Annotated in this window: 21 protein-coding genes and 1 pseudogene; 6 read left to right on the top strand and 16 right to left on the bottom strand. The window is 71.4% G+C overall.

The features are described from left to right. Both Q1N79_RS02675 and Q1N79_RS02670 read left to right on the top strand, forming a co-directional pair. The coding region (locus Q1N79_RS02675; protein ID WP_300603810.1) for a hypothetical protein at nt 1-187 on the top strand (187 nt) is incomplete at its 5' end. Then, nucleotides 184-930: a DedA family protein gene (locus tag Q1N79_RS02670; protein WP_300603807.1), complete on the top strand. Its 747-nt coding sequence runs from the start codon at nt 184-186 to the stop codon at nt 928-930. The genes Q1N79_RS02675 and Q1N79_RS02670, both read left to right, overlap by 4 nt. Here the strand turns inward: Q1N79_RS02670 and Q1N79_RS02665 are convergent. From Q1N79_RS02665 to Q1N79_RS02655, 3 genes are all read right to left on the bottom strand, one after another. Further along, nucleotides 909-1,835, bottom strand: a complete 927-nt coding sequence (locus tag Q1N79_RS02665; protein WP_300603804.1) for a bifunctional NUDIX hydrolase/histidine phosphatase family protein — start codon at nt 1,833-1,835, stop codon at nt 909-911. The genes Q1N79_RS02670 and Q1N79_RS02665 overlap by 22 nt on opposite strands. Further along, nucleotides 1,816-4,068, bottom strand: coding sequence for an RNA degradosome polyphosphate kinase (locus Q1N79_RS02660; RefSeq protein ID WP_300603801.1), 2,253 nt, complete (start codon nt 4,066-4,068; stop codon nt 1,816-1,818). The genes Q1N79_RS02665 and Q1N79_RS02660 overlap by 20 nt, the downstream gene beginning before the upstream one ends. Before the next feature lie 88 nt (nt 4,069-4,156). Then, nucleotides 4,157-4,819: a DUF4232 domain-containing protein gene (locus Q1N79_RS02655; protein WP_300603799.1), complete on the bottom strand. Its 663-nt coding sequence runs from the start codon at nt 4,817-4,819 to the stop codon at nt 4,157-4,159. Between the two features lie 228 nt (nt 4,820-5,047). Between Q1N79_RS02655 and Q1N79_RS02650 the strand changes: the two genes are divergently transcribed. Beyond that, the gene (locus Q1N79_RS02650; protein ID WP_300603796.1) at nt 5,048-5,959 is read left to right on the top strand and encodes a hypothetical protein; all 912 of its coding nucleotides are present in this window, start codon (nt 5,048-5,050) and stop codon (nt 5,957-5,959) included. A 15-nt stretch (nt 5,960-5,974) separates the two neighbouring features. Here the strand turns inward: Q1N79_RS02650 and Q1N79_RS02645 are convergent, their stop codons facing one another. The 8 genes from Q1N79_RS02645 to Q1N79_RS02610 all read right to left on the bottom strand — a co-directional run bounded on the left by Q1N79_RS02645 (nt 5,975) and on the right by Q1N79_RS02610 (nt 15,081). Beyond that, nucleotides 5,975-6,958 (bottom strand): sulfotransferase, encoded by a 984-nt coding sequence (locus Q1N79_RS02645; protein ID WP_300603793.1) that lies wholly within the window; start codon nt 6,956-6,958, stop codon nt 5,975-5,977. A 163-nt stretch (nt 6,959-7,121) separates the two neighbouring features. Beyond that, nucleotides 7,122-7,427, bottom strand: a complete 306-nt coding sequence (locus tag Q1N79_RS02640; protein ID WP_300603791.1) for a hypothetical protein — start codon at nt 7,425-7,427, stop codon at nt 7,122-7,124. Between the two features lie 143 nt (nt 7,428-7,570). After that, the gene (locus tag Q1N79_RS02635; RefSeq protein ID WP_300603788.1) at nt 7,571-8,839 is read right to left on the bottom strand and encodes a hypothetical protein; all 1,269 of its coding nucleotides are present in this window, start codon (nt 8,837-8,839) and stop codon (nt 7,571-7,573) included. Beyond that, nucleotides 8,832-9,428 carry an RNA polymerase sigma factor gene (locus tag Q1N79_RS02630; RefSeq protein WP_367185018.1) on the bottom strand — a complete coding sequence of 199 codons (597 nt, stop codon included), beginning with the start codon at nt 9,426-9,428 and terminating at the stop codon, nt 8,832-8,834. Before Q1N79_RS02630 ends, Q1N79_RS02635 begins: the two co-directional genes overlap by 8 nt. A 145-nt stretch (nt 9,429-9,573) precedes the next feature. Beyond that, complete coding sequence (locus tag Q1N79_RS02625; RefSeq protein WP_300603785.1) at nt 9,574-10,398, bottom strand: SAM-dependent methyltransferase; 825 nt, start codon at nt 10,396-10,398, stop codon at nt 9,574-9,576. A 78-nt stretch (nt 10,399-10,476) separates the two neighbouring features. Further along, nucleotides 10,477-11,931 (bottom strand): FAD-dependent oxidoreductase, encoded by a 1,455-nt coding sequence (locus tag Q1N79_RS02620; RefSeq protein WP_300603782.1) that lies wholly within the window; start codon nt 11,929-11,931, stop codon nt 10,477-10,479. Nucleotides 11,932-11,982: 51 nt separating this feature from the next. Further along, entirely contained in the window at nt 11,983-13,995 is a 2,013-nt protein-coding gene (gene dxs, locus Q1N79_RS02615; RefSeq protein WP_300603779.1) for a 1-deoxy-D-xylulose-5-phosphate synthase, read from the bottom strand. A gap of 117 nt (nt 13,996-14,112) precedes the next feature. Then, the gene (locus tag Q1N79_RS02610; RefSeq protein WP_300603776.1) at nt 14,113-15,081 is read right to left on the bottom strand and encodes a quinone oxidoreductase; all 969 of its coding nucleotides are present in this window, start codon (nt 15,079-15,081) and stop codon (nt 14,113-14,115) included. Nucleotides 15,082-15,332: 251 nt separating this feature from the next. Between Q1N79_RS02610 and Q1N79_RS02605 the strand changes: the two genes are divergently transcribed. Continuing rightward, nucleotides 15,333-15,863, top strand: coding sequence for a cupin domain-containing protein (locus Q1N79_RS02605; RefSeq protein ID WP_300603773.1), 531 nt, complete (start codon nt 15,333-15,335; stop codon nt 15,861-15,863). 37 nt (nt 15,864-15,900) lie between these two features. Here Q1N79_RS02605 and Q1N79_RS02600 read toward each other — a convergent pair whose 3' ends face one another. The 4 genes from Q1N79_RS02600 to acnA form a co-directional block, all read right to left on the bottom strand. Beyond that, nucleotides 15,901-17,313, bottom strand: coding sequence for an alkaline phosphatase family protein (locus Q1N79_RS02600; protein ID WP_300603770.1), 1,413 nt, complete (start codon nt 17,311-17,313; stop codon nt 15,901-15,903). A gap of 89 nt (nt 17,314-17,402) precedes the next feature. Next, the gene (locus Q1N79_RS02595) at nt 17,403-18,869 is read right to left on the bottom strand and encodes a hypothetical protein (protein ID WP_300603767.1); all 1,467 of its coding nucleotides are present in this window, start codon (nt 18,867-18,869) and stop codon (nt 17,403-17,405) included. Between the two features lie 10 nt (nt 18,870-18,879). Further along, complete coding sequence (locus Q1N79_RS02590; protein WP_300603765.1) at nt 18,880-20,529, bottom strand: hypothetical protein; 1,650 nt, start codon at nt 20,527-20,529, stop codon at nt 18,880-18,882. A 52-nt stretch (nt 20,530-20,581) separates the two neighbouring features. Further along, nucleotides 20,582-23,281: an aconitate hydratase AcnA gene (gene acnA, locus Q1N79_RS02585; protein WP_300603762.1), complete on the bottom strand. Its 2,700-nt coding sequence runs from the start codon at nt 23,279-23,281 to the stop codon at nt 20,582-20,584. A 580-nt stretch (nt 23,282-23,861) separates the two neighbouring features. On the opposite strand from acnA, the gene Q1N79_RS02580 reads away from it, so the two are divergent. Both Q1N79_RS02580 and Q1N79_RS02575 read left to right on the top strand, forming a co-directional pair. After that, nucleotides 23,862-25,358 carry a glycoside hydrolase family 30 beta sandwich domain-containing protein gene (locus tag Q1N79_RS02580; RefSeq protein ID WP_300603760.1) on the top strand — a complete coding sequence of 499 codons (1,497 nt, stop codon included), beginning with the start codon at nt 23,862-23,864 and terminating at the stop codon, nt 25,356-25,358. A 276-nt stretch (nt 25,359-25,634) separates the two neighbouring features. Next, the gene (locus tag Q1N79_RS02575) at nt 25,635-26,471 is read left to right on the top strand and encodes a TIGR03560 family F420-dependent LLM class oxidoreductase (RefSeq protein ID WP_300603758.1); all 837 of its coding nucleotides are present in this window, start codon (nt 25,635-25,637) and stop codon (nt 26,469-26,471) included. Between the two features lie 17 nt (nt 26,472-26,488). Here the strand turns inward: Q1N79_RS02575 and Q1N79_RS02570 are convergent. Then, a pseudogene (locus tag Q1N79_RS02570) lies at nt 26,489-26,849 on the bottom strand (hypothetical protein); the annotation flags it as partial.

Here is a 26,849-nt window from a genome sequence, read left to right as displayed (position 1 = left end):
GCCCGGTCTGGCCACGCCCGCGGCGGTCGCCGCGGTGCTCCTCGGCCTCGGCGCCCGGCCATGGCAGGCGGAGCTGGCCGCCGGGCCGCTGGCGGACGCGCTGGCCACGGCCGAACGGACGGTAGCGCCTGCGGACGGCGCCGAGTCTGCCCCGGGGGCAGGCACCACGCCGGGGCAGGACGGTTGACCGGTCGGCTTGCCGCCTCCGGGCTGGCCGCCGCGCTCGCGACGGGACTGGCGGGGGCGGCAGGCAAGCCGCCGCTTCCGTCGTTCCTCTCGGCCGTGCAGGGGCCGCTTGACCACTACGGCGTGTGGGCGATCGGGCTGCTCATCCTGCTTGAGAACATCGGCGTGCCGGTGATCCCCGGCGAGCTCGCGATGATCGCCGGGGCCATCTACGCGGGCGCGGGGCAGCTCAACGTCGTCGCGGTCGGCGTGACCGCGTTCGTGGCCGCGGTCGTGGGCGCCACGATCGGGTACGCGATCGGCCGGTTCGCCGGCCGATCGCTGGTCGTCCGCTACGGCAGGTGGGTGTTCGTCAGGGAAGAGCACCTGCGGCGGGCCGAGCGGGCCGTCGACAAGTACGGCGGCGGCGTCGTGGTGATCGCCCGGTTCATCGTCGGGCTGCGTGAGCTCAACGGGATCATCTGCGGCGTCTCCGGGATGAACCTGGTCACGTTCGCCACGTACAACGTGGGCGGCGGGGCCGCCTGGGTCGCGACCTGGGTCAGCGTCGGCTACTTCGCCGGCGACCACATCGAGGCGATCTACAGCGGCGTGACCAGGTACGCCCTGTACGTCATCATCGCGGCCGCCGTGCTGCTGGCCGTCGTGATCGCGGTCCGGCTTCGCCGCCGCCGACGGCGCCGCACGGCCGGGCCAGAGGCGCAATCCGCGCAATCGCCGCCTCAGGCGTCTGACCGGTCGTAGCGGTCGGCGGCGACCAGCGCGCCGGCGGCCATGTGCAGCACGCAGAAACCGCCGGTCGGCAGCGGGACGGCGCAGCCGTCGGGAGAGCGCGCGCCGCCGAGCGCGCCGATGGCCGCGGCCAGCAGCCCCGGCAGGTTCTCCCGGTGCGCGCAGACCACCGTCGGCTCGCCGGCCGACACGGCGCGGGCGATGAGGGCGGCGGAGTCGGCACTGTCCGTTCTGGATGACCGAAGGGATGAGTCGGCCCGCACCTGCGCGCCGGTGAGTTCCGCGTACGGGCGCACGGTTTCCAGGCAGCGGTCGGTGTCCGAGCTGACGACCTGCCCGGCGGGGGCGAAGCAGGCGAGCAGGCTGGCCAGCGCCTTGGCCTCCGCACGGCCTGCTTCGTCGAGCGGGCGCCTGGCGTCGTCGCCCTTCCAGTCCGACTTGAGCACCGCCTTCGCGTGCCGCAGCAGGATGAACGGGATCGTGCCGGCCGGCAGCCGGGCGAAGTCGTCGAGCACGGCGTGGTCGCGGGGGTAGCTGGCGCGCTCCTTGGCCCGCGCGACCGGCAGCCACTCGGTGGCGTCCACCTCGGAGTTCGGCACGGCGTCACCGTCGGTGTCCGGCGCGCGCGCCGCCCAGTAGTGGACCCGCTTCGGGCGCTCGCCCACCTGGCAGCGCACCGACTTCAGCCGCCGGCCGAGGACGAGCCGCGCGCCGCCCTCCTCGCGCACCTCGCGGACCGCGGTGAGCGGCAGCGGCTCGCCGTGCTCCTGCTTGCCCTTGGGCAGCGACCAGTCGTCGTACTTCGTGCGGTGCACGAGCAGCACGACGGGCTCGCCATCGTCGGGGACGGCCCCCGGCCGCCAGGCGACCGCGCCAGCCGCGCTGATCGGCTGGCTGTCAGCCGGTTTGCTTGCCATCTGCGCCGCGTCCTCGGATCTTTTCCCTGATCAGGTGTTCCTGCACGTCACGGAGCGCAACGCCCGCGGCGTCCAGCGCGTGCCTTGTCCAGTTGCCGTCGCCGTCCAGCCACCACGAGGACGTCGCGTCGTCCATGCCGAGGGCGATCAGCTCACGCAGTCTAGTGCAGTGCGCCGGATCGGCGACCTGGACCAGCGCCTCCACCCGGCGATCCAGGTTCCTGTGCATCATGTCCGCGCTGCCGATCCAGACCTCGTTGCCGGCCTGCGGGTCCTCGCCGGGCTCGGGGTCGGGGTCGGGCTCGCCGGCGCCGAACGCGTAGATCCGCGAGTGCTCGAGGAACCGGCCGACCACGCTGCGCACCCTGATGTTGTCCGACATGCCGGGCACGCCAGGCTTGAGCGCGCACATGCCGCGGACCCACAGGTCGACCGGCACCCCGGCCTGCGAGGCCCGGTACAGCGCGTCCACCACGACCTCGTCGAGCAGCGCGTTGCACTTGAAGGCGATCTTCGCCGACTTGCCCGCCCGCGCCCGCGCCGCCTGCCGGCAGACGCGTCCCACGATCCCCGCGCGCAGCGCCTCGGGGGCGACGAGCAGCCGCCGGTAGCCGTTCTTCCTGCTGTACCCGGTGAGGTGGTTGAACAGGTCGGTGACGTCCTCGCCGACCGTCGCGTCCGCGGTCAGCAGGCCGAAGTCCTCATACAGCCGCGCCGTCGTCGGGTGGTAGTTGCCTGTCCCGATGTGGCAGTAGCGCCGCAGGCTCCCGTCGGCTTCCTCGCGCACGATCAGCATGACCTTGGCGTGCGTCTTCTTCCCGACGAAGCCGTAGACGACGTGGCAGCCCGCCTCCTCAAGCGTGCGCGCCCAGGTGATGTTCGCGCGCTCGTCGAACCTGGCCTTGATCTCCACCACGACGACGACCTGCTTGCCCGCCTCGGCGGCATCGACCAGGGCGTCCACGATCGGCGATTCGCCGCTGGTCCGGTACAGCGTCTGCTTGATGGCCAGCACCCGCGGGTCCGCGGCGGCCTCCTCGACGAGCCGCTCCACGGTCGTGGTGAACGAGTCGTAGGGGTGGTGCACAAGCACGTCCCGCTCGTTCAGCGTGGCGAAGATGCTGGCGTCGGTGGGCACCGCCCGGGTGGACGGCACGAACGTCGGGTAGCGCAGCTCGCCGACCGGCAGGTCGGCGATCGCGTCCAGGCCGGTCAGGTCAAGCGGGCCGGGGACCTTGAAGACGGCCATCTCCTCGACGCCGAGCTCCTTGACCAGGCGGCACAGCACGTCGTCGGAGATGTCGCGTTCGACCTCGAGGCGCACCGCGGGCTCGAACCTGCGCTTGACCAGCTCGCGCTCCATCGCCTGCAGCAGATTCTGGGTGGCGTCCTCGTCCACTTCAAGCTCGCGGACCCGCGTCACCCGGAACACGAAGTGCTCGACGATGTCCATCCCGCCGAACAGCTCGTTCAGGTGCGCGGCGATCACGTCCTCGATGGGCACGTAGCGGTACCTGCCGACGCGCAGGAAGCGCGACAGGTTCGGGGGCACCTTGACCCGGGCGAACATGGGGGCGCCTGTGCCCGGCTCGGCCAGGGTGACCGCGAGGTTGAGGCTGAGGCCGGAGATGAAGGGAAACGGGTGCGCGGGATCCACGACCAGCGGGGTGAGCACCGGGTAGATCCGGCTGTTGAACAGGTCGGTCAGGTCGTTCCGCTCGGTCTGCGAGAGCTCCTTCCAGCGCAGGATCTCGACGCCGTGTTCGGCGAGCATGGGCTGGATCAAGTCGGTGAAGTCGGCCGCGTGCCGCTTGGTGAGCTCGCCGGCCCCGGCCAGCGTGTTCTTGAGCACGTGCACGGCCATCTGGGTGCCCGCGCCCTCCACAGGGAAGCCCGCCACCATCCTGCGCATCAGTCCGGCCACCCGGACCATGAAGAACTCGTCCAGGTTGGACGCGAAGATGGCAAGGAAGCGGACGCGTTCAAGCAGCGGCACCCGCGCATCTTCGGCGAGCTCGAGGACGCGCTGGTTGAACTGGACCCAGCTGTGCTCGCGGTCCAGGTACCTGTCGGCGGGCAGTTCGGGGTGCTCAGGCTGGCGCGGGTGACCGGGGTCGTCCGTGTGGTCTGTGTGGTCTGTGGGGCACTGCTGGGCAGCGCTGGGCTGCGTGCTGTCCCGGTCAGGGTCGGGGGGCGCGCCGTATCGCGCGATCGGCGTCTCGCTCACGCTCATGATGTGCATCATCCCCGCGTCCGTCGGGTGCGGAAACGGGTATCTGCCTGGCCGTTGCGGCGAGGTTCACGTCAGCGGGGGCGCGGCGTCATGCCAGCCGGGAGTCCGGGTGGTGCCGGGCGCCGCCTGGCATGCCTGTGCCGTACTGAAGGGCCCGTACATGCAGGAATACCGGCGCCCTGGGCCCGGCCGCGGAGCACGCGGCGATCTTGTACCGGACGTAGCGGGGAACGGACTGGCCGGGCGGCACGACGCGCAAGCCCGTCGCGACCACCGGCAGGCACCGCTTCCCCGAGGCGCTGTCCACCACGGAGGCGTGCGCGCTCGCGCCCGGGGCGAGCACGATGAGCCGCGCGCTCACCGATGTGTCCAGCCCGGCCGCGTTGCCGACCTGGGCGCCGCCGGCGCGGTAGGCGGACACGCCTGGATACCCGCTGAGCGTGCACGGCGCGGCCGAGATGTTGGTGAACTCCACGGGGAAGCGGGTGACGGTGGGCCGCGGCGCGCCCTCGCGCGCGCGGGCGGCGGTGACGCTGGGGACGCCGGCGGGTATCGAGATGTCCAGCCTGGACGCGGCGCACCGCGGCGTGCCGCCCTTTTCCGTGTGGCCGCCGACGGAGGCAAGGTTGCGCGCTGACGTCAGCGAGGCGTGCAGCGGCGCCGCCCGGGTGAGGGTAACCGCCAGTGCCGCGGTGGCGCCGAACGCCACGGCCGCGGCGGCTCGCCACGCGATGCGGACGGCTGCCCTCATCGTGGCCCCCTTGCATCGATCAGCCCGACATAATCATCTTTAACCCGCGATCACCGATCTGCCTAGGCCCACCCGGGTATCAGGGCTGGTCAATGCCGGTCAATCCGCGTCAATTCTGGCCCGCGGAGCACCGTGTGTTCCGTATGATCATTTCGTCCACATCCGGTTCGATGCCGTGGTCAGCCGTATTCGGCTGTGTGCGGTAGTGAGATTCTCTATAATTCCTACATGATAAGTATCAATAATGGCGGCCCTGTTCCCCGGCCAGCTGACGCGGTCATCGTGGTCCCGCCCCCGGGCACGGGCTGTGGGTACTGGGCCGGCGGTCCGTCGGCGGTCGCGGCCGAGGACGGGATTTATCTTGCCTACCGGCTCCGGCGGCCAACGGGCAGCGGGCGGGGTTACGCGGTGGTGCTCGCGTACGCGCGCGACGGAGTCAACTTCGAGACGTGCGCGCTGATCGGCAAGGATGAGCTGGATACCGAGTCCGTTGAGCGCCCGTCGCTGGTCCGGCTGGCAGACGGCCGGTGGCGCTTGTACCTGAGCTGCGCCACGACAGGCACGAAACACTGGCGGGTCGAAGCGACCGACGCCGCGCACCCGGCGGAGTTCAGCGTCAGGCGGCGCGAGGTCGTGCTCCCCGGCGACGTCACCAAGCGCGCGGTCAAGGACCCGGTCATCCGGCGCCACGACGCACGGTGGCACATGTGGGCGACCATCCACCCGCTCGCCGACCCGCTGGAAACCGACCAGATGACGACCGAGTACGCGACGAGCCCCGACGGGCTGGACTGGACCTGGCACGGGACGGCGCTGAGCGGCCGGCCGGGCGAGTGGGACTCCCGCGGCACCCGGGTCACCGCTGTCCGGTTCGCCGCGGGGTCCGCCACCGCCTGGTACGACGGCCGGGCGAGCGCCGCGGAGAACTACGAGGAGCGGACCGGTGTCGCCGTCGGCAGCGACCCCACGGCGCTCATCGCGACCTCCGCGCCCGGGGCCGGTCCCGCCGCGTCCTCGCCTCACCGAGGCGGCGGCCTCCGCTACCTGGATCTGGTGGACCTGCCGGACGGGCGGGCCCGGCTGTACTACGAGATGACCCAGCCGGACGGCTCACACGCCCTGGTCACCGAGCTGCGGTGACCGACGGTCGCGGCTTCATCTCCTGCGGCCGTTCTTCGCCTGCCCCTGGCCGGCCGGCCGGGCCCCGACCAGACCCCCCGACCGTTCCCGTGGCGCCAGCCAGTCGCCGAAGTTCTCGCCGAGCAGGTTCTCGAGCAGCTTGATGTCGTCCTCGAACTTCGGCAGCAGCGCCTGCCGCTGCTCCCAGCTGAGCGGCTGGCGCTCCCGGCGGCCGCGCTGCAGCCACCTTTCCAGCCGGTGCGTCGCCCGCGTCGCCACGCTGCCAGGCAGGAGCCTGCCGAGCGCGTCACTGCCCCGCATGCCGAGCGAGAGCGTGCGGTGCGCCAGCGTCCGCTCGGGGTGCGCGGTCACGTTCTCGCGCGGGATCTCGGTGAGGATCCCGGCCTGGACCCCGAGGAACGCGCAGATCTGGTCGAGTGTGGCGGCTGGTGAGTCAACGAGCAGCCGGTACCGCAGCACGAGGACCTGGTCGCGCGGGAACAGCGAAAACGCGTAGTCGAGTTGGCTGCCGTACTTGCCGAGCCCGGTGTAGTGCCAGAACGACGCCCACCCGGCAGCGATCCTGCGCTCCTCCTCGGCGCAGGCCCGGACGAAGTCGCCGACCGGCTCCAGGCCGGCCGACCACAGGTGCGTCCAGTTGGAGTGCGCCCGCTCAACCGGGTCCCTGACGACCACGATCAGCCTGGCGGCGGGGATGAGCGCCTGGATGCGGCCCATCGCCGCCCGGTCATACAGGTAGAGCGGGGTCGACTCGCCGCGCAGCGTGCCCGGCGGGGCCGCGTCGAACAGCGCCTCATACCGGTCCCGCTGCCAGATGTGCTCCCGGTAGGTCAGCGCGTCCCCTGGACCGCCTCTGGCCGGCGGCGGGCCGTCGGTCAGGAAGAACTTTGGTTCCTTGACCGGCGACATATACAGCCCGGGATGACGGGACAGCGCCGCGTGCAGCGCGGTCGTCCCCGCCTTGGGAACGCCGACCACCAGGAAGTCAGGAAGTGCCACGTGTCCCCTCGCCCCGCAGGCCAGGCTCGTTTACTACTTTTCCGGCGATATTAATTGGAATAACTGTTACGGTCAACCGAATGCGACCGCAGGCCATTTGCTGTCTCTACCCACGCGACGGCGGATAACCCGTGCGGGCCTGGCGCGCCAGGGGTGAACCCGGTCAGCCTGTCTCGGCGGCGAACTGGGCCAGCTGGATGAGCTGGAGCAGCGCGTCGCACCAGCGGTCGTCGGCGGGCCTGGCGTCGAACCGGCCCAGGCATTCGTTCGCCGCGTCGAGCACGGCGGTGAAGATCGCGTCGTCGGCCGCGAACTGCGCGGCGTCCAGCCCCTTGCCGTCGGACGCCGCGCGGCCGAGCGCCGCGCGGTGCCTGTCGAGGATGTCGGCCGCTCTCCTGGCCATCGCCAGCCCCAGCGTCTGCGCCAGCGCCAGGCACTGCAGGCGCGTCGCGCCGCCCCACTCCCCCATGTCCAGTCCCCTTCGCTGCGTGCGCTCCGGCGGTCCGCGCGGGACCGCGCCCTGACACCATAATGCCGGACGGTAGCGACATTCATACGAAGAGTAAGGTAATGGCCGGTGCTCACGGCGTCGGCCACGCTTGCCGGCCGCAGTCAGTGCGGCCGGTTCTGGTTGGTCCAGTAGGGGGTGCCGAACAGCTCATAGGAGAACAGGCCGTCCGGCGCCGACCACGTCTGGCCGGGCGGCAGCTGCGTGTACCTGAGTTCTTCCGCAAGCGGCATCCCGTCGCCGGGGCCGATGACCAGGACCTGCTGGACGGAGCACGAGGAGAACGTGGGCGTCGGGGCCCAGGTCCGGCCCTTCAGCTGGACCTCGAAGCCGCAGTCCGAGTACTTCTGCGTGTAAGCGACCGCGACGCCCTGCTCACCGGCGATGTCGGTGACCGCGCCCAGGCTCTGCACGCCTGGCATGCTGGCAAGCACCTGGTAGAGCGCGGACCGCACCGCCGGGGTGACCGGCATCTCCAGGACCGCGGGGACCGTCTGGAACAGGAATGACGTCGCATCGCCGCCGCCGAAGGCAGGCGACCATCCGGCCAGCAGCAGCTGCTTCAGCCGGGCCGGATCGGCAGGCAGCGCCTGCAGCTGGGCCAGCGTCAGCGACTGGTCACCCACCAGGAACTGCTGCGCGCCGTACAGGGCGTTCATCGGGGTCAGCGGCCCGGCGGCGACGCTGAGCGGGTGGAGCCACCCGCTGGCCATCCCGGTCGGACTGGCCAGCTCCCCGTCCTGTCCGACGTTCCACGTCGTCGGGGACCCGTCCGCGCGCCACGCGGCCTGATCGGCGGGCGAGGCCAGCTGCACGTACAGCGCCTGCGACAGCTGCGGGCTGCCGGCCTTCGGCGACCGGGCCGCCCAGTACTGGCTGTCGACCACCTCCAGAACCACGTAGTGATTTCCCGGGGGCCCCACCCGCAGGAAGTTGCCGACGATCCCCGACGTCACGTAGTAGCGCTCCGGGGCGGGCTGCGCCTGCTTCGCCACCGTCCTGGCCGCGGTCAGCAGGATCTGCCGGGCCGGACCGGCTGACGCGGGTATCGCGGCGCCCGGCGGCAACTGGAACACCGCGAGCCCGCCCGCCTGCTTCGGCTGCGCGGGGCCGGACGCCGGGCGCGGCGACCTGCCGGCGGCCGGCGGACGGCTCGCGGGCCCCGGGACCACCACGGTCATGATGATCGTCGCCGTGACAGCGGCGGCCGCCACCGCCGGGATGCCCGCCCGCACGAGCAGCCGCGGGAGCCGTCTGGCAGACGACCTGCCGCGGGACCCCCGCGCCAGCCGCGCCTTCGCGGCGCTTGCCACGTCCGGGTCCGGCGGCGGCTGCTCGCTGAAGAGCTCCCGTACCAGTTGCAGCTCATCCATCGCTGCGCTCCTCCCGTTCGATCACCCGCGCGACGCCGGGCAGCCCGCGCAGTTTCCTGCGGACCCGGTTCAGCCGGGAGCCGACCGTGCCGTAGGGGATGCCGAGCGCCGCGGCGACATCGGCGTGGCTGAGGCCGCCGAGCGCGACGAGCAGCAGCACCTCCCGGTCGCCGCGGGGAAGCTCCCCGAGCGCCCCGGCGAGCTCGCGGCGGATGGCCCCGGCGTCGACGCGCTCCGCGACCCGGTCCGCGTGGCCGTCTGCCGGCCCGTCCAGGCCAGCCCGCTCCAGCGCCCGGTACGCCCGGACCTCCTGGCGGTGATAGGCGCTCACGTGGTTGGTCACGATCCCGTAGAGCCACGCCCGCACCGTGCCGCGGCTGGCGTCGAAACGCCGCCGCAGGCGGAACGCGGTCAGGAACGTCTCGGCGGCGACGTCGTCCGCGGCGTCGGTGCCGAGCCGTCTGGCAACGTACCGGTGGATCTCGCTGAAGTAGCGGTCGAAGACCACGCCGAAGCGGTCCGGGTCAGTCAGGGATCGGGCGACGTCGCTCGCATCGTCGTAGTCGGTGCGAGGTGACACCGCGGTCACGTGCGCTCGTCCGTCATGTCGCCGCCTTGGTGCGTGTAGGCCTCACTCCTACTTGTCGCGAGCGCCGGATCCCTTTCACGCGGCGCCCGTGCCCGGGCACGGTGGGGGCACGGTGGGAGGCTGACCGGGTAGCGCGGTGGCGGGGCTAGGGCTTGCGGGCCACGCCGGCCCACAGCTGCGCCGGGTTGGCGGCGGTTCCCCTGGAGTCGGGACGCCACTGCGGAGCGCGGACAAGGCCGGGCTCCGCAAGCTCAAGGCCGTCGAAGAAGGCGAGCACCTGCTCCCTGGGGCGGAACGTGAGCTGGCGCGGCATCATCTCGTTGAGCCTGGATACCATCTCGTCCGCGTACTGCGGGTGGAAGTCGCTTGTCGGGTGGGTGATGGCCAGGTAGCTGCCTGCGGGGACCGCGTCCATGAGCTCCCTGACCAGGGCCCACGGGTCGTCGGAGTCCGGCACGCAGTGCAGCAGGAGGATCATCATGACCGCGATCGGCTCGGCGAAGTCGAGCGTGGCCGCGGCCGCGCCGAGAAGCCTGGCGGTGTCCCTGACGTCCGCCTCCAGGTAGGCGATGGGCCCGCTTCCCCCGGTGAGCAGGGCGCGGGCGTGCACGAGGACGATCGGGTCGTTGTCCACGTAGACGACGCGGGACCCGGGCGCCGCCTGCTGCGCGACCTCGTGGGTGTTGGCGGCCGCGGGTATCCCCGTGCCGATGTCCAGGAACTGCCTGATGCCGCATTCGGTCGCGAGGCACCTGACGGCGCGGGCGAGGAACGCGCGGTTTCCCAGCACGCCCTGCAGCAGCGCGGGGTTGGCGTCGGCGGCGCGCGCCCCCGCCTCGCGGTCCACGGCGAAGTTGTCCCTGCCGCCCAGCAGGAAGTCGTAAACCCGGGCGATGTGCGGAACCGAGGTGTCGATCCGGCGCAGCAGTTCCGCCTCCGCCGCCACGACACCGACGGGGTCATCTGCCACGTGCGCTGCTCCGTTGAAGGCACGTCGGAATTCTCATCAGAGCATAATCGCATAATCAGCGGGCGATTGGCGCGACCGTCACCCTCCCGGGCGGCACGCCGACCAGATGGCGTCGCTGCCTGGCAGCTTCACGCGCTCGCCACGGCCGAGGGACCTGGCCAGCTCGGCCTCCGCGGACTCGATCCGCAGCCACTCATCGTAGGAGACGGGCTGGACGCCGCGCTCGGCGAGGACCCCGGCGAGCGGGGAATGAGCGTGATCGCCGTCGCCGGCGGACCCGAGGTCAGGGAACCGGAGCAGCCCAGGGCGCGGCAGGGCAGCGGTGTCCCGCTCGTCAGGCCCGCCCGCGAGGTCGGCGAGCAGCGCGCGCACGGTCTCCGCCGCGTCCGACTTGTTCGTCCCGATCACGCCCGTGGGACCGCGCTTCAGCCAGCCCGCGACGTACTCCCCTGGCAGCGGCACGCCGGAGGCGTCAAGGACGCGGCCGCTGGCGTTCGGCACGACGTGGGAGCGGTCGTCGAACGGCACGCCGGGCAGCGGCACGCTCTGGTAGCCGACCGAGCGCAGCACCAGCTGCGCCTCGAGCGTCTCGAGCTCCCCTGTGCCCTCGAACACCCCGTCGCTGGTCAGATGGGTGCGCTCGAGACAGACGCCACGGACCGTTCCGGATGACGATGGAAGAATTTCTACGGGGCGCAACCAGAAGCGGACCCGCAGCCTGCGTCCGGGCCCAGCCGTCGCGGACATCCATTCGCGCATCGCGACCAGGTTGCCGCGCACGCGGCGGTCGGACTCGGCCAGCTCCGCGGACTCGCCTGAGGCGTCGAATCCGGTCAGGTCAAGCTCCGCCGGGTCCACCGACACCGTGACGCCGGGGAGTTCGCCGAGTTCGCGGAGTTCCTTCGTGGTGAATTTGGCGTGCGCGGGGCCGCGGCGGCCGATCATGTGCACCTCGCGCACCTTGCTCGCCCGCAGCGCCGCCAGCACCGGCTCAGGCACGTCGGTCTCCGCCAGCTCCTCAACGTCGCGGGCCAGGATGCGGGCCACGTCCACGGCCACGTTGCCGACGCCGATCACCGCCACCGACTCGGCGTCGACGGTGAACGCCTCAGGGTCCAGGTCCGGATGCCCGCAGTACCAGTTGACGAAATCGGTGGCCGCGTAGCTGCCGGGCAGGTCCTCCCCCGGGATGGCGAGCCTGCGGTCGCGCATCGCCCCGGTGGCGTACACCACGGCGTCGTAGGAGTCGGCCAGGTCCTCGCGGGTGACGTCGGCGCCGAACCGCACCCCGCCGAGGAACCGCACGTCGGGGCTCTCGAGCACCCGGCGCAGGTAGTTCGCGACCGACTTGATCGACTTGTGGTCCGGGGCCACGCCGTAGCGGACAAGCCCGTACGGCGTGGGCAGCCGGTCGAGCACGTCCACCTGTACCCGGACCGGCGCCGGCAGCGCGGCTGCCTGCTTGACCAGCGCCTCGGCGGTATAAAGCCCGGCCGGCCCTGAGCCGACCACGGCCACTCGCAGCATCCTCATCCCCGGTCATCCCTGCCGTCGGCGCGCACTTCGCGCCCTCGGGTATGAACGCTACTCGGAAAGGCGCTCTTCCGCCGACGCCGTGGACGCTTCGCCGCCCGCGGGCGCCTCGGGCGCCCCGGGCGCCCCGGGCGCCCCGGGCCGCGCCTCGGGAGTTGCCGGGGTGCGGCGCGCGACCGCCTCGGTGAGCCGGCGCGCCAGGTGCTGCGGGCTCAGCCCGGCTGCCTCGAGGACCTGCTCGCGCGAGCCGTGGGCGAGGAACTCCTGCGGCAGCCCGAACGTCTTGACCGGGGTGTCGACGTCATGGTCGCGCAGCAGCCGGGACACCGCGTCGCCGAACCCGCCGGACCGCCCGTTGTCTTCGGCCACCGCGACCAGCCGGTGTCCGCGGGCGGCCGGGATCAGGGCCTCGTCGACGGGCTTGACCCACCGCGGGTCGACCACGGTGACGCCGATGCCGTGGTCGGCCAGCCGCCGCGCCACCTCAAGGCAGGTGACGGCCATCGGGCCGGCGCCGAGCAGCAGGACGTCGTTCGCGGTGCCGTCGCCGGGCACGGCCAGGATGTCCATCGCGCCGAGCTTGCCGACGGCCTCGGCCTCCGCCCCGACGGTGCCCTTCGGATAACGCACCACGGTGGGGCCATCGCTGACGCCGATGGCCTCGTTGAGCAGCTCGGCGATCCGGCTGGCGTCTCGCGGCGCCGCTACCTTCAGGCCCGGGACGACCTGCAGGATGGAGCCGTCCCACATGCCGTTGTGGCTGGCCCCGTCCGGGCCGGTGACGCCCGCCCGGTCGAGCACCACGGTGACCGGCAGCCTGTGCAGCGCCACGTCCATCAGGAGCTGGTCGAAGGCGCGGTTCAGGAACGTCGCGTAGACCGCGACCACCGGGTGCAGGCCGCCCATCGCCAGCCCGGCCGCGCTGGTCATCGCGTGCTGCTCGGCGATGCCGACGTCGTAGACGCGCTCCGGGTAGGCGGCCTTGAACGGGGCAAGGCCCGTCGGGTGCAGCATCGCCGCGGTGATCGCCACGACGTCGGCGCGGTGGGCGCCGATCGCGACGAGCTCGGCGGCGAAAACGTCCGTCCAGGTGCGCTTCTGCGGGCTGGTTACGGTCCTCGTTGTCTTTGCGGCCGTCTCGGTCTTCGGCGGGGCGGCGGGGACCTGATGGAGGCAGTCTTCCTCGTTTTGCTCGGCGAGGGCGTAGCCGAAGCCCTTGCGGGTGATCGCGTGCACCAGGACGGGGCCGCCGTACTCGGCCGCCTTGCGCAGGGCATGCTCGAGCATCAGCTCGTCGTGGCCGTCGATCGGGCCGACGTACTTGATGCCGAGGTCCTCGAACAGGACCTGCGGCTGGAGGAAATCCTTGAGCCCCTTCTTGGCACCGTGCAGCGCGCCGTAGAGCGGCTGGCCGACGATCGGCGCGCGGGTCACGCTGGCCTTGATCAGGTCGAGCACGTTCTCGTAGCGCTGGCTGACCCGGATGCTCGCCAGGTGGCTGGCCAGGCCGCCGATCGTGGGCTGGTAGGAGCGGCCGTTGTCGTTGACCACGATGACAAGCCGGGAGTCTTTGGCGACCGCGATGTTGTTCAGCGCTTCCCAGGCCATGCCGCCGGTCAGCGCGCCGTCGCCGACCACCGCGACGACCGTGCGGCCGGTTTCGCCCCGCAGCGTGTAGGCCTTGGCCAGCCCGTCGGCGTAGGACAGGCTCGTGGAGGCGTGGGAGTTCTCCACCAGGTCGTGCTCGGACTCCTGACGGCTGGGGTAGCCGGACAGCCCGCCGGACTGTCTGAGCGTGTGAAATGCGCCGTAGCGGCCGGTCAGCAGCTTGTGCACGTAGGACTGGTGGCCGGTGTCGAAGATCAGCTTGTCCTTCGGCGAGTCGAACACCCGGTGCAGCGCGATCGTCAGCTCCACCACGCCGAGGTTCGGCCCCAGGTGGCCGCTGGTCCTCGTTACCGTCTCCACCAGGACGTCGCGGATCTCCGCGGCCAGGACGCCAAGCTGGTCCTGGCTGAGTTCCTTGAGGTCCTGCGGGCCGTTGATGCGCTCAAGCAAGGTCACGGCGGCTGCTCCTCGTGCGGCTTTCGAGCTGGAATTACCCGATAGTACGGCCGATCATCCGCCCTGGTCGCGCAGGCAGGGTGAGTTAACCGACACGCGTGTCGGTCTCCGGCCGGGCTAGGTGATCAGCAGGAGCTTGCCCGAGGTGCGGCGGGCGGCTAGGTCCTCGTGCGCGCGGGCGGCGTCGGCCAGCGGGTATTCGGCGCCGATGCGCACGTCGAGCTCGCCCTTGGCGATCCACTCGAACAGGTCGCCAGCGCGCCACAGCAGCTCGCCCCGGTCGGCGGTGTAGTGCACCAGGGTGGGCCTGGTCACGTACAGGGAGCCGCCGGTGTTCAGCCGCTGCAGGTCGAACGGCGGGACCTGGCCGCTGGACCCGCCGTACAGCACGATCATGCCGCGGGGCCGCAGCGCCGCCAGGCTGTTGTCGAAGGTGGCCTTGCCCACGCCGTCGAAGACGACGTCGGCGCCGCGCTCGCCGGTGACGCGGCGGACCGCGTCGACGAACTCCTCATACGAGGTGACGTGATCGGCGCCCGCGCGCTGGGCGAGCACCGCCTTGGCGGTGGTCGAGGTGGTGGCGACGACGATCCCGCCGCGCCGCTTGACCAGCTGGGTGAGCAGCAGCCCGACACCGCCGGCCGCCGCGTGCACGACGGCGACGTTCCCTTCCTGGACGGGGTACGTGCTGGTGCACAGGTAGTGCGCGGTCATGCCCTGCAGCATGACCGCGGCGGCGATCTTCAGGTCGATGCCGTCCGGCACGGGGACGGCGCGGTCGGCGGGGAGGGCGACCTGTTCGGCGTAGCTGCCGGGTCCCGCGCTCCAGGCCACGTGATCGCCTGCGGCGAAGTCGCTCACCCCGTCACCGACGGCGATGACCGTGCCCGCGCCCTCGCCGCCGGGGGTGAACGGGGTCTGCGTGACGTACACGCCGACGCCGCCGCGCTGGTAGGTGTCCATGAAGTTGACCCCGGCCGCCGCCACCCGCACGACGAGCTGGCCGGGCCGCGGCACCGGGTCGTCGCGGTCCGCGATCCGCAGGACCTCGGGCCCGCCGAGCTTGTCGACAACGATCGCACGCATTGACACCACGCCCCTTAAACGGTTGCCTCTCCCCCCAGTAACTATCACGCCAGGGCGGGTCTAGCATGAACCACCGGACACCGGAACGGATGACCACACGCTGGCTGGAGCCCTGACGGCTGCCAAGCGGCGGTCTCAGATAGTGTCATCAGCCCATGACGCTGGACGCCGACGGCGTGACCACGGCGCGCCACCGTGCTGAGATGGATTGCGGAGTGCCCAGCCATCCCTGAACCCGCCTGGAGGCAGCCATGGCGACCATCCCCCGTCGCGTCGTGACCGGACACGACCAGCGCGGCGTCTCCGTCTTCGTGCAGGACGGCCTGGTGCCGGTGGTCCGCACCGCGCCTGACGGAGCGCTGTTCTACGAGATCTGGGGCACCGGCGCGACGCCCGCACCGATCGCGGCGGCCGAGCCCGATCCGGCCGTCGGCGCGCTATCGGTGCCGCCCGTTCCGAACGGCACCAAGATCCGGGTCAACGAGTTCCCGCCCGGCGTGGTCTCCCCCACGCACCGCACCCAGTCCGTGGACTACGGCATCGTGCTGGAGGGCGAGGTCGTGCTCGTGCTCGATGACAGCGAGACCACGCTCGGCCCAGGCGACGTGGTCGTGCAGCGCGGCACGGCGCACCGCTGGGAGAACCGCAGCGGCCGGACAGCGCGGATGGCGTTCATTCTCATCGACGGCGCCTTCACCGCCGACCTGCTCGCCACGCTGGGCGGCGATGTCCTCGGGGGGCTGCTGCACGACCCGCTGCACGCGCCCGAGACCGGCCCCTGACCTAGGCCGCGACCGATCCGTCGCCCCCGCCGTGGGGTTACAGGTGGAAACGACGGCGGCGCTTGCCGCCGGGAGGGGGTGCGGGCTGGGGAGGCTGGGGGGCCCGCGGCGGGGCGGGGCGCGGGCCGGGGGCGTAGCGGACCTCCAGCGCCTCGCGGACGGCTTCCAGGTGGGAGAGCTGCCCGGCGGAGGGGCCCGCGCTGCCTGAGACGGGGACGACGACGCCCGCCAGCACGTCGTCGGTGCGCGGCGTGGTCAGCGTCAGCACGTCGCCGAAGCCAGGCGCGGCGGCGTCCCTGGCGGTCAGCGGCGGCAGGTCCCAGCGCTGCTCGACCGTCTTGAGTATGGACGTGTGGTCAATCGGCGTGCTGCCGGCGGGCACGCGGAACACGGTGCCCGGCGCGATCAGCGGTGAGATCAGCAGCGCCGGCACCCGGACGCCGAACCGGTCGAACGTGAAGCCGTACTCGCCGACGTTGTCGTCCGGCGGCGTCGCGCCCCACGGCGGCGGCACGTGGTCGTAGCAGCCGCCGTGCTCGTCGTAGGTGATCACGAGCAGCGTCTGCGGCCAGCCGGGGCCGGCCCGCAGCGCCTCGTAGACGTCGTGGATGAGCTGCTCGCCGAGCGCCACGTCGTAGTTGGGGTGCTGGCTGTTGCCCGTGGATGTCCAGCTCGGCTCAAGGAACGTGAACGGCGGCAGCGTGCCCGCCGCGGCGGCGCCCTCGAAGTCCTTGAACAGCCCGAAGTGCGTCGCGTCCGCCTGCGCGATGTCGGTGAACATGTCCTTGGTCAGCGGCTGCGCGTCGTACCCGTAGACCGTCCAGCCGATCCCCTTGGCGGCCAGCGACGCGAAAATCGTCGGGCAGGTGAACGTCTTCGTCTCATCGTCCATATGCCCCTGGCTGGTCGCCGCGAGCGTGAAGGCGCGGTTCGTCAGCGTCTCGGTCGGCGCCGACGCGAACCAGTGGTCGCAGACCGCGTATCCCCTGGCGAGCGCGGACAGCACGGGCAAGGTCGGCGGCGTGAAGCAGCCCATGATGTCGTTCGCGACCGTACCGGGCAGGATGGACCAGCCCTGCGTCTGCTCCCAGCCGAGGGTGTAGGTGAAGTCCGTGACGAAGCCCTGGCAGGTGGCCGGCTGTCCCGTCGTGGCCGGCCCGGTGTCGGAGCCGTAGAGCTGGTCGTTCGTCGCCCGATAACCCTCGCCGGGGTCGGCGCCCGGCATGAAGTAGAGGTTGGGCGTGTCCGCCGTGAGCTGGAAGACCGTGACCGGGTTGCCGCCCGAATCGGGGTTGGACTCGGTTCCGGTCAGCCCCTCGTACGGGTCGCCCGCCGGCGACACGTTGCCGTCGCTCGTGTACAGGAAGCCGAGCATGTGGTCGAGCGAGCGGTTCTCCAGCATCAGGACCACGACGTGGTTTATCGCGGCAAGCCCGGACTCAGCAGCCATCGGCGCGCCCCCCTTTCCCGTCGGTCACACCTTAGCGGTGACAACGTGGGACATGATCTCTTTCGCCCGGACTCCGCGGCCGCGAGCGGTCAGCGGCCGCCCGGAGCCGGGCGGCCGGCCGCCTTGTGTGCCGCGGTCCGCGCCGCCTTCGCCACCTGCTTGTCCGGGTGGTACCTGCCGATGTGGTTCAGCACGTCCAGGACGTCCGGATGCGGGGCACGCCACATCATCTCGAAGACGGCGGCTTCCTGCCCGGCGGGGACGGCCTCGCGGAGGCTGGCCGCGATCTCCTCGGGGTCCGGGTATTCCTCGTCGCAGGCGAGCGCCAGCAGGTCCGTCGTGACCCATGCCACGTCCGCGGGCAGCGGCTGCAGGCCCGCCGGCACGTCCTCGCCGTCGGCCAGCCCGGCCAGCGCGGCCTTGGCGTAGGCGCGCAGCTGCGGCACGTCCAGGTTGTCGCGCCAGGCCTGCCCGGCGCCGGCGCCGATCCTGGTCACGGCCGCCACCGCGAGCATCCGCTCTCCCGGGCCGCCTGCGGCGGCGAGCGCCAGCAGCTCGCGTGCCCCGTGGTCAGCCCCGCGCGCGGCCACCCAGGCGTCGGCCTCGGCCTCGAACTCGTCGTCATCCACGCCCTCGGCCATGGCGAGCAGCTGCGCGCCGGTCAGCTCCGCCGCGGTGGGCGGCAGCAGCGGGATGTCGATCCCGGCCTCGACAAGCTGCTCGTGCAGCGCGGCGAGGGCCAGCGGGGTCAGCCGCACGGTGTCGTCGGACTCGCGCACCGCGGCTAGCTCCGTCAGCTTGTCAAGCAGCAGCCGGGCCGGTTCGCCGTACCGCGCCACCCACCGTTCGCGGGCCCGGGCAGCCTCGCGTTCGGGCAGGTCAGCGGACGAGTTCTCCCACAGGATCTCGGTGAAGTCGGCCACCGACAGCCCTTCCCTGCGGGCGAGGAAGAGCAGGATGGCCAGGGCCATCGGCTGGCCCTGGAAATCGAGCCCCTGCAAGCCGGGCTCGGGCAAGGTCACCTCGAGCGTCTCGCCGAGGACGGCCGCAAGCGTCGCGGACCACGCGTCGAAAACGGTCTCGTCCTGGTCGGCCGCCCAGCTCTGCGCCGTCTCGCCGGGCATCACCCGGTCCTCGGCCGCGCCGTCGAATTCGAGCCACTCCACGGCGAGCGCGTACTCCCACAAGAACACCAGGTCCGCTGCCTGCACGCCGAGCGCGCTCGTGGCCGCGGCGAAGTCGGCCCTGGTCAGGTCGCCGTCGTCGGTGACCGCCCGGCCGTCCTCCCCGATCCACGCGGCGAGCGCGGCGAGCTGGCCGGGCAGCGGGGCCTTGCGGGCCTGCGCGGCAAGTTCGGGCAGCGACGGCAGCCGGATCGGAGGCAGCGAGTCGGGCAGCCCGAGCGCCTCCTTGATGTCGGCGGCCGCGTAGTCGTCAGCGTCCGCGTCGTCGAAGGCGTCCGGGCCGAAATCGCCGGGATCGCCGGGATCGCCGAAGTCCCGGAAGTCGCCGGCGCTGGCGGAGTAAGCGTCGGGGCCGGAGGGGTTGTTGGCCATGGACGCGAGCCTAGCGGCCCGCCGCGCGGGCTGGGACCCGCTCGGCGCGGGCCGCGGCCCGGCTCCGCTCGGCGGCGTGCGCCGCCCGCCGCGCATCCCTGGCGACCCGGCGGTCCGGGTGGTACCGGCCCAGCACCGTCAGCACCTGCACGACGTCCGGGTGCGAGCTGCGCGACATCAGGCCGAAGATCCACGACTCCGCGCCCGGCGGCACGGCCTCGCGGAACTGCTCGGCTATCTGCTCCGGGTCCGGGGATTCGTCGCCGCAGGCGAGCGCGAGCAGGTCGGTGGCCACCCAGGTCAGGTCGTCCGGATCCGGGTCGAGGACCAGCGGGAGCGTGCTGTCAGGCAGCTGGCCGGCCAGCACGGACAGCGCGATCCGCGCGTACCCGCGCAGTTCCGGGCGCTGCATCGCGTCCCGCCAGGCCCGCTGGGCGGCTGTCCCGATGCGCCGGGTGAGGTTGACCGCGACCAGCCGCGACCGCGGGCCGCTGAAGGCGGCGAACGCGAGCAGTTCCCGCGCCGCCCGGTCCGGGCCGCGGCCCGCCACCCAGGCGGCGGATTCTGTCTCGAACTCGGTCTCGCTGATGCCCTCGGAGATGGCGACCAGGTCCGCGGCCCTCAGCCACGCGGTGCTTCCCGCGAGCTGCGGGACCTGGACGCCGTCCAGCCTGAATTGCTGGCGCAGCGCCCACAGCGCCAGCGGCAGCAGCCGGACGGCGACGGCGTCGGTTTCCGGAATCACCACCGCGCCAAGCGCGGCAAGCTCGCCGAGCAGCAGGGCCGCCGGGTCGCCGTGCTCGCGTACCCAGGCGTCCCATGGCCGCCGGGCGCGCGCTGACGCCGGGACGCCGACCGCGCCGTCCATGACCAGCTCCCCGACTTCGGCAAGGGACAGCCCGGCCCGCCTGGAAAGGAAAAGCATCACGGCCGCCGCCACGCCCTGGCCCTGGAAGTTCAGCTTGCGCGCCGCCGCCGGATCCAGGGACGCGGCCACGTCAAGCGCGCTGGCCAGCACCGCGGCGAACACCACCGCCCACACGTGCAGCGCTCCGGAGTCGTCGCCCTGCGCCCAGCGCCGCGCGGTCTCACCGAGCACCGCCCAGGTCTTGCCGCCGTCGGGTTCGTCGTCCAGCTCGAACCATCCCGAGGTAAGCGCGTACTCCCACAGGTACGACAGGTACCCGGGGCGGACGCCGAGCCAGCGCGCCGCGTCCGCGGCGTCCGCCCCGGGCAGCGCGTCGTCCACGGTGACCAGCCGGCCGTGCGGGCCGAGCCACCTGGCCAGCGCCTCGAGTCTGGACATGAGCGGCGCGGACCGCGCCTGCACCGCCAGGTCGCCGGCCGGCGGCAGCCAGACGGCCGGCAGTTGCTGGCCTACCCCGAACACGTTCTTGAGGCTTGTCTCCGCTTCGCCGCCGCGGCCTGGCGCGATGGCGGGGAACGCTCCCGTGACTACCGGGAACGCCCCCGTGACGGCCGGGAATCCCCCCGTCATGGCCGGGAATCCCCCGGTCACGGAACCTACCTGCCACGCGGCGAGCAGCGGGTTGTAGCCCACCAGCCATCGCTGGATATCTGCCCGGTCGTAAACCCGGACCGCATCGCGCAAAATATCCGCGGCCAGGTTAGTGAGCTCCGCGTCGAAATCCGCCGCCATGGGGCGAGCCTATAGCCAGGCCGCCCCGCGGCACACCAGGACTACCGTGACGCTATCGCGTGTCGAGCAGCGACCTCAGCACGTACTGCATGATGCCGCCGTGCCTGTAGTACTCCGCCTCGCCCGGCGTATCGATGCGGACGATGGCGCTGAATCGGGTGCCATCGGCAGTCACCACGACCTCGTTCGGGATAATTCCTGAATTTAGCTTTTCGATGCCCTCGAAAGAGAAGGTCTCATGACCGGAAAGGCCAAGCACCTGCGCCGACTCCCCCGGCTTGAACTGCAGCGGAAGCACGCCCATGCCGATCAGGTTGGACCGGTGAATGCGCTCGAAGGACTCGGCGAGCACCACGCGGACGCCGAGGCCCGCCGTGCCCTTCGCCGCCCAGTCCCGCGATGAGCCTGAGCCGTACTCCTTGCCGCCGAGCACGAGCAGCGGCGTGCCCTCGGCGATGTACTCGCGGGACGCGTCGTAGATGGACATCTCCTTGCCGTCCTTGACGGTGACGCCGCCCTCCGTCCCCGGCGCCAGCTGGTTGCGCAGCCGGATGTTGGCGAACGTGCCGCGGATCATCACCTCGTGGTTGCCGCGCCGCGAGCCGTAGGAGTTGAAGTCGGCGCGCGCGATGCCGTGCCCGGTCAGGTACAGCCCGGCGGGGGCGGTCGCCTTGATCGCCCCGGCCGGCGAGATGTGGTCGGTGGTCACCGAGTCGCCGAGCTTGGCCAGCACCTTCGCGCCGCCGATGTCGGCGACCGGAGCGGGCGTGGCCGGCATGCCGTCGAAGTACGGCGGCCTCCTGACGTAGGTCGACGTCTCGTCCCAGGTGAACGTGTCGCCGACTGGCACGTCGAGGTGGCGCCAGTTGTCGTCGCCGGCGAAGACGTCGGCGTAGTCGCGGGTGAACATCTCCGCGGCCACCGCCTGCTGGACAACGGCGGCGACCTCGTCCGGGGCCGGCCAGATGTCGGCCAGGTAGACGGGGCCGCCGTCGGTGTCGGTGCCGAGCGGCTGCGTGTTGAGGTCGACGTCCATCGTGCCCGCGAGCGCGTAGGCGACGACAAGCGGCGGGGACGCCAGGTAGTTCATCTTCACGTCCGGGTTGATCCGGCCTTCGAAGTTCCTGTTGCCTGACAGCACCGACACGACGGCCAGGTCGTTGTCGTTGACCGCCTTGCTGATCTCCTGCGGCAGCGGGCCGGAGTTGCCGATGCAGGTGGTGCACCCGTAGCCGACGAGGTTGAAGCCGAGCTTGTCGAGGTACGGGAGCAGGCCGGCCCGCTCGTAGTAGTCCATGACGACCTTCGAGCCAGGGGCGAGGGTGGTCTTGACCCACGGCTTGCGGTTCAGGCCCTTTTCGACCGCCTTCTTCGCGAGCAGCGCCGCGCCGATCATCACGGACGGGTTGGAGGTGTTCGTGCAGGAGGTGATCGCCGCGATGACGACATGGCCGTGGTCGACGGTCGTCCGCGTGCCGTCCTCGAGGGTGACCTGGACCGGGTTGGTGGCCCTGGTGTCGTCGTTTTCCGGCGGGTCGGAGGCCGGGAACGTGCCGTTCAGCGCACCGCCTCCGGTGTAGGCGGGCAGCGCGTCGCGGAAGGCGGTCTTCGCGTGGGCCAGCTCGATCCGGTCCTGCGGGCGCTTGGGGCCGGCGATGCTCGGGACGATCGTGGACAGGTCGAGTTCGAGCTCCTCGGAGTAGCGCGGCTCGCGGGACGGGTCGTGCCAGAGGCCCTGCTCTTTCGCGTAGGCCTGCACGAGGTCTCGCTGGGCTTGCGGCCGGCCGGTGAGCGCAAGGTAGTCGAGGGTCGCCTGATCGATGGGGAAGATCGCGCACGTGGACCCGAACTCCGGCGACATGTTCCCGATCGTCGCCCGGTTCGCCACCGGCACCTGCGACACGCCCTCGCCGTGGAACTCCACGAACTTGCCGACCACCCCGTGCTTGCGCAGCATCTCGGTGATCGTCAGCACCAGGTCGGTCGCTGTCGCGGTGGTGGGCAGCTCGCCGGTCAGCCGGAAGCCCACGACCTTGGGTATCAGCATGGAGATCGGCTGGCCCAGCATGGCCGCCTCCGCCTCGATGCCGCCGACTCCCCAGCCGAGAATGCCGAGGCCGTTCTGCATGGTGGTGTGCGAGTCGGTGCCGACGCAGGTGTCGGGGTACGCCGTGCCGCCCTTGCTTGTCATCACCACGCGGGCCAGGTGCTCGATGTTCACCTGGTGCACGATCCCCGTGCCTGGCGGGACGACGCGGAAGCCGGTGAACGCGTGCTGGCCCCAGCGCAGGAACTGGAACCGCTCGCTGTTGCGCTGGAACTCGATCTCGACGTTCCGCTGGAAGGCGTCGGGGCGGCCGAACACGTCGGCCACGACCGAGTGGTCGATCACCAGCTCGGCCGGGATGAGCGGGTTGATCTTCTTCGGGTCGCCGCCGAGGTCCTGCATGGCCTCGCGCATCGCCGCCAGGTCGACTACGGCAGGGACGCCCGTGAGGTCCTGCAAGATCACGCGGGCCGGGGTGAACTGGATCTCGGTGTCGGGTTCCTTGCTGGGGTCCCAGCTCGCGAGCGCCTCGATGTGCGCCTTGGTGATGTTCAGGCCGTCCTCGTTGCGGAGCAGGTTCTCAAGCAGGACCTTCAGGCTGTAGGGGAGGCTCGCGCTGCCCGGGACCGCGGCCAGGCGGTAGATCTCATACGCCGCGCCGCCCGCCTCGATCGTGGCGCGGCTGCCGAAGCTGTTCGCAGTCATCGTTTCGTGAGCCTCCTTGCCCCTTTACGGCCTGTCCCTCTACGGCGGGCCCGTTTGCGGCGGGCCCGTTTGCGGCCTTGCCCCTTATGGCGGTCCGCTGCCTTCCCGGCGGCGTCGCGGCCTTGGGGGTCGCCGGCCGTTGTCTTTTCGCGATGTTTCCAGGTGCTGCCCGGCATTCCCCGGTGTTTGCCCGACATGGCAGACGACGGCCTAGGGCCGGCGGCCGGGGATCAGCGGTCAGCGGTCAGCGGTCGGACGTCCGGGGACGCACCCGTTTCTGCCCCTGGTACGCAACCTACAGTATCTCGATATCAAGCTACTTTACAAGGTTCGGTTGCCCGATCCGCGACAGCCGTCCGCCGGCAGGCACGCGGCCGCAGGGCGACCGCGATCCCTCAGTAACCGAAATTTTCGGAAGTAAAAGTGGCAAAATCTGCAATATTTCGACAGCTCTACATCTTGAATGTTTCGGAATGTTTTCGTACGTTGAGCAACGTCCGGCGGCGCGTCATCAGGCGGCACGGCGGTCGCAAGCGCCGGGTCGTGGCGGCGCGCCGCATGCTAAAGCGAGGAGGCTGGCATGCACCGCATGATGTCCTGGCTTCGGCTCACGCCCACAAAACCGCGGTTCCTGGCACCGGCCGCGGCCCTCGTCCTGACGGTGCCGCTGGCGGCGATCGCGATGACGGACGCCGCTCAGGCCACCACCGCGCCCGCGGCGGGCGCCACGTCCTGGCCGCCGACCGTCACGGTCGACGGCGCCACGACCTACCAGCGGATCGCCGGCTTCGGCTCGTCGGAGGCCTTCGGGCAGGCCGAGGTTCTCCAGGACGCCCCCGCCGCGACCCGGCAGCAGGCGCTGGACCTGCTCTACAGCCCCGTCACCGGGGCTGGCCTGACCATCTTGCGCAACGAGATCAGCGCGGACGTCGGCACCACGATCGAGCCGACCGCGCCGGCAAGCCCCACCGCAGCCCCCGCCTACCTCCCGCTCACGTCGATCGCCGACGACCAGGGTCAGCTCTGGCTGGCCCAGACGATCAGGAAAGAGTTCGGCGTCACCGAGGTGTTCGCCGACGCGTGGAGCGCGCCGGCGTTCATGAAGACCAACGACTCCGTCGACAACGGCGGCACGCTGTGCGGTGTCCCCGGCGCGACTTGCGCCAGCGGCGACTGGCGGCAGGCGTACGCCAATTACCTCAAGCAGTACGCCGCCGACTACGCCGCGGCCGGCGTCCCGCTCAGCTACGTCGGACCCGAGAACGAGGCGAACATCGGCCCTGGCTACGACAGCATGATCATGTCCCCGGCGCAGACCGCCAACTTCATGGAATTCCTCGGCCCGACGCTGGCCTTCTCCGGCCTGCCCACGCGGGCCGAATGCTGTGCCACCGAAGGCTGGGACTACGCCCAGCAGTACGCGGCGGCCATCGAGTCAGACCCGCTGGCCGACCTGTTCACCCCGCTGTTCACCAGCCACGGTTACACCGAGGCGCCCGACTCCCCGCTGGCCGGCTGGGACAAGCCGGTCTGGGAGACCGAGTGGTCCACGTTCCAGACCTGGGACCCGGCCTGGGACGACGGCACGAGCGCGTCGGGGTTCTCCTGGGCGCAGAACATCTACAACGGCCTGACCGCAGCCAACCTGAGCGCCTTCCTTTACTGGTGGGGTTCGAGCGAGCCTACGTTCAACGGCGACAACGAGAGCCTCATCCAGATCAACGGCACCACGGTGACCCCGTCGGGCCGTCTGTGGGCGTTCGCGAACTACAGCAGGTTCGTGCGGCCTGGCGCGATCCGCATCGGGGCCTCGAGCGCGAACAGCGACCTCGAAGTCACCGCGTTCCGCAACCTCGACGGCTCGGTCGCGATCGTGGTGCTGAACACCGCCACGTCGGCGCAGAGCGCGTCCTTCTCGGTCGGCGGCACCGGCCACGCCGGTCCGGTGGCGATCCCCTACGTGACCGACGACACCAGCAACGTGGCCGCGCAAGCCCCGCTGCCAGTCAGCCACGGCTCGTTCGGGATGGACCTCCCGGCCCGGTCCCTGGTGACGTTCTACATCCCCGCGCACTGAGGGTCTGACGGGGCGCCCGCCTCGTCACGAGCCGGCCGCGCGACCCAGGTCCCCTCCCGGGTCGCGCGGCCACGGCTTTCCCGATAGCCCCTTCCCCCACCGCGGCGATGGCAAAAAATTTCGTGAATTTTCGATAACGCTAGTTATTGTCTCTTTCGAGCCACGGCTGTACGGTGCCGACCGCGCGACCCGACCCCTTCACCCGGGGTCGCGCGGCCGGCGCCCGCGGCGTAGCGTCGTGTCTCGGCGGGGAATGCGCCAGCCGGAGGGAGCTTCATGCGGTTCGCGATCAAAACACGGCCCGAGCACCAAGCCTGGGAGGAGATGCGCGACGTCTGGGTCGCCGCCGATGAGATCCCGCTGTTCGAGTCGGCGTGGAACTGGGACCACTTCTACCCGCTGACCGGCGACCTGACCGGCCCGAACTTCGAGGGCTGGACCATGCTGGCCGCGATGGCGCAGGCGACCCGCAGGATCCGGATCGGCTGCCAGGTCACGGGCATGGTCTACCGGCACCCGGCCGTGCTCGCCAACATGGCCGCGACCGTGGACGTCATCTCCGGCGGCCGCCTGGAACTCGGGCTCGGGGCCGCGTGGAACCAGATGGAATGCGACGCCTACGGGATCGCGCTGCCGCCGCTGAAGGAGCGCTTCGACCGGTTCGACGAGGGCGTCGAGGCGATCGTCATGCTGCTCACGCAGACCGTGTCGGACTTCTCCGGGCAGTACGTGCAGCTGACCGGGGCGCGCTGCGAGCCCAAGCCCGTGCAGCGGCCGCACCCGCCGATCACGATCGGCGGCACCGGCCGGAAGCGGACGCTGCGGACGACGGCGCGGTGGGCGCGGCAGTGGAACTCACTCGGCCGCGGCGGCACCTCGGAGTGGCTCGCGCTCAAGGACGTGCTGGCCGCGCACTGCGCGGACGTCGGCCGGGACGTGAACGAGATCACCTGTTCTGTCAACCTGCGGTTCGAAGGCGATCTCGACGACGTGGCCGCCCAGGCTCAGACATGGCGCGACGCCGGCGTGGACCTGGCGATCGTCGGCCTGCCGACCCACTGCAAGCCGGAGACGCTGGAGCCGCTGGCCGCCGTACTAGAGCAGTTCGCCTGACCAGGTTCCGCTTTCACTTATCCGGAACGAGCCGTGGCGTCTGCCCTGCGCCCGATCACCCCAGAACTGCTGGCCTGGGATGGCGGTTCGGTACAGTGCGGCCTGAGTTGGGCCATGATCTGGTCGTAGCCGGTACCGCCGGGCGCTGACCTGCGCGTTCGCGCTTCGCGCGAGCTGAGGTTGCGCACTAAGTCCGGCACGGGCGGGCCAGCGCCGATCCGTGCCAGCATGCTCGCGTGCGAGCCGCGGCGCCCGTGGACGTGCTCCAGCCACCAGGTGGCTCCGGCCTGTGCGTAGGCGGTCGCGACGGGGTCGCCGGGCCCGGCTGATACCCCGGTTATGGCGACATCGAACCGTGCGTCGTCGTCGGCCGGCCTG

Source organism: Trebonia sp. (assembly GCF_030042015.1).
In the GTDB taxonomy this organism is placed as follows: domain Bacteria; phylum Actinomycetota; class Actinomycetes; order Streptosporangiales; family Streptosporangiaceae; genus Trebonia.
This window is presented reverse-complemented; position numbering and strand designations above follow the sequence as displayed.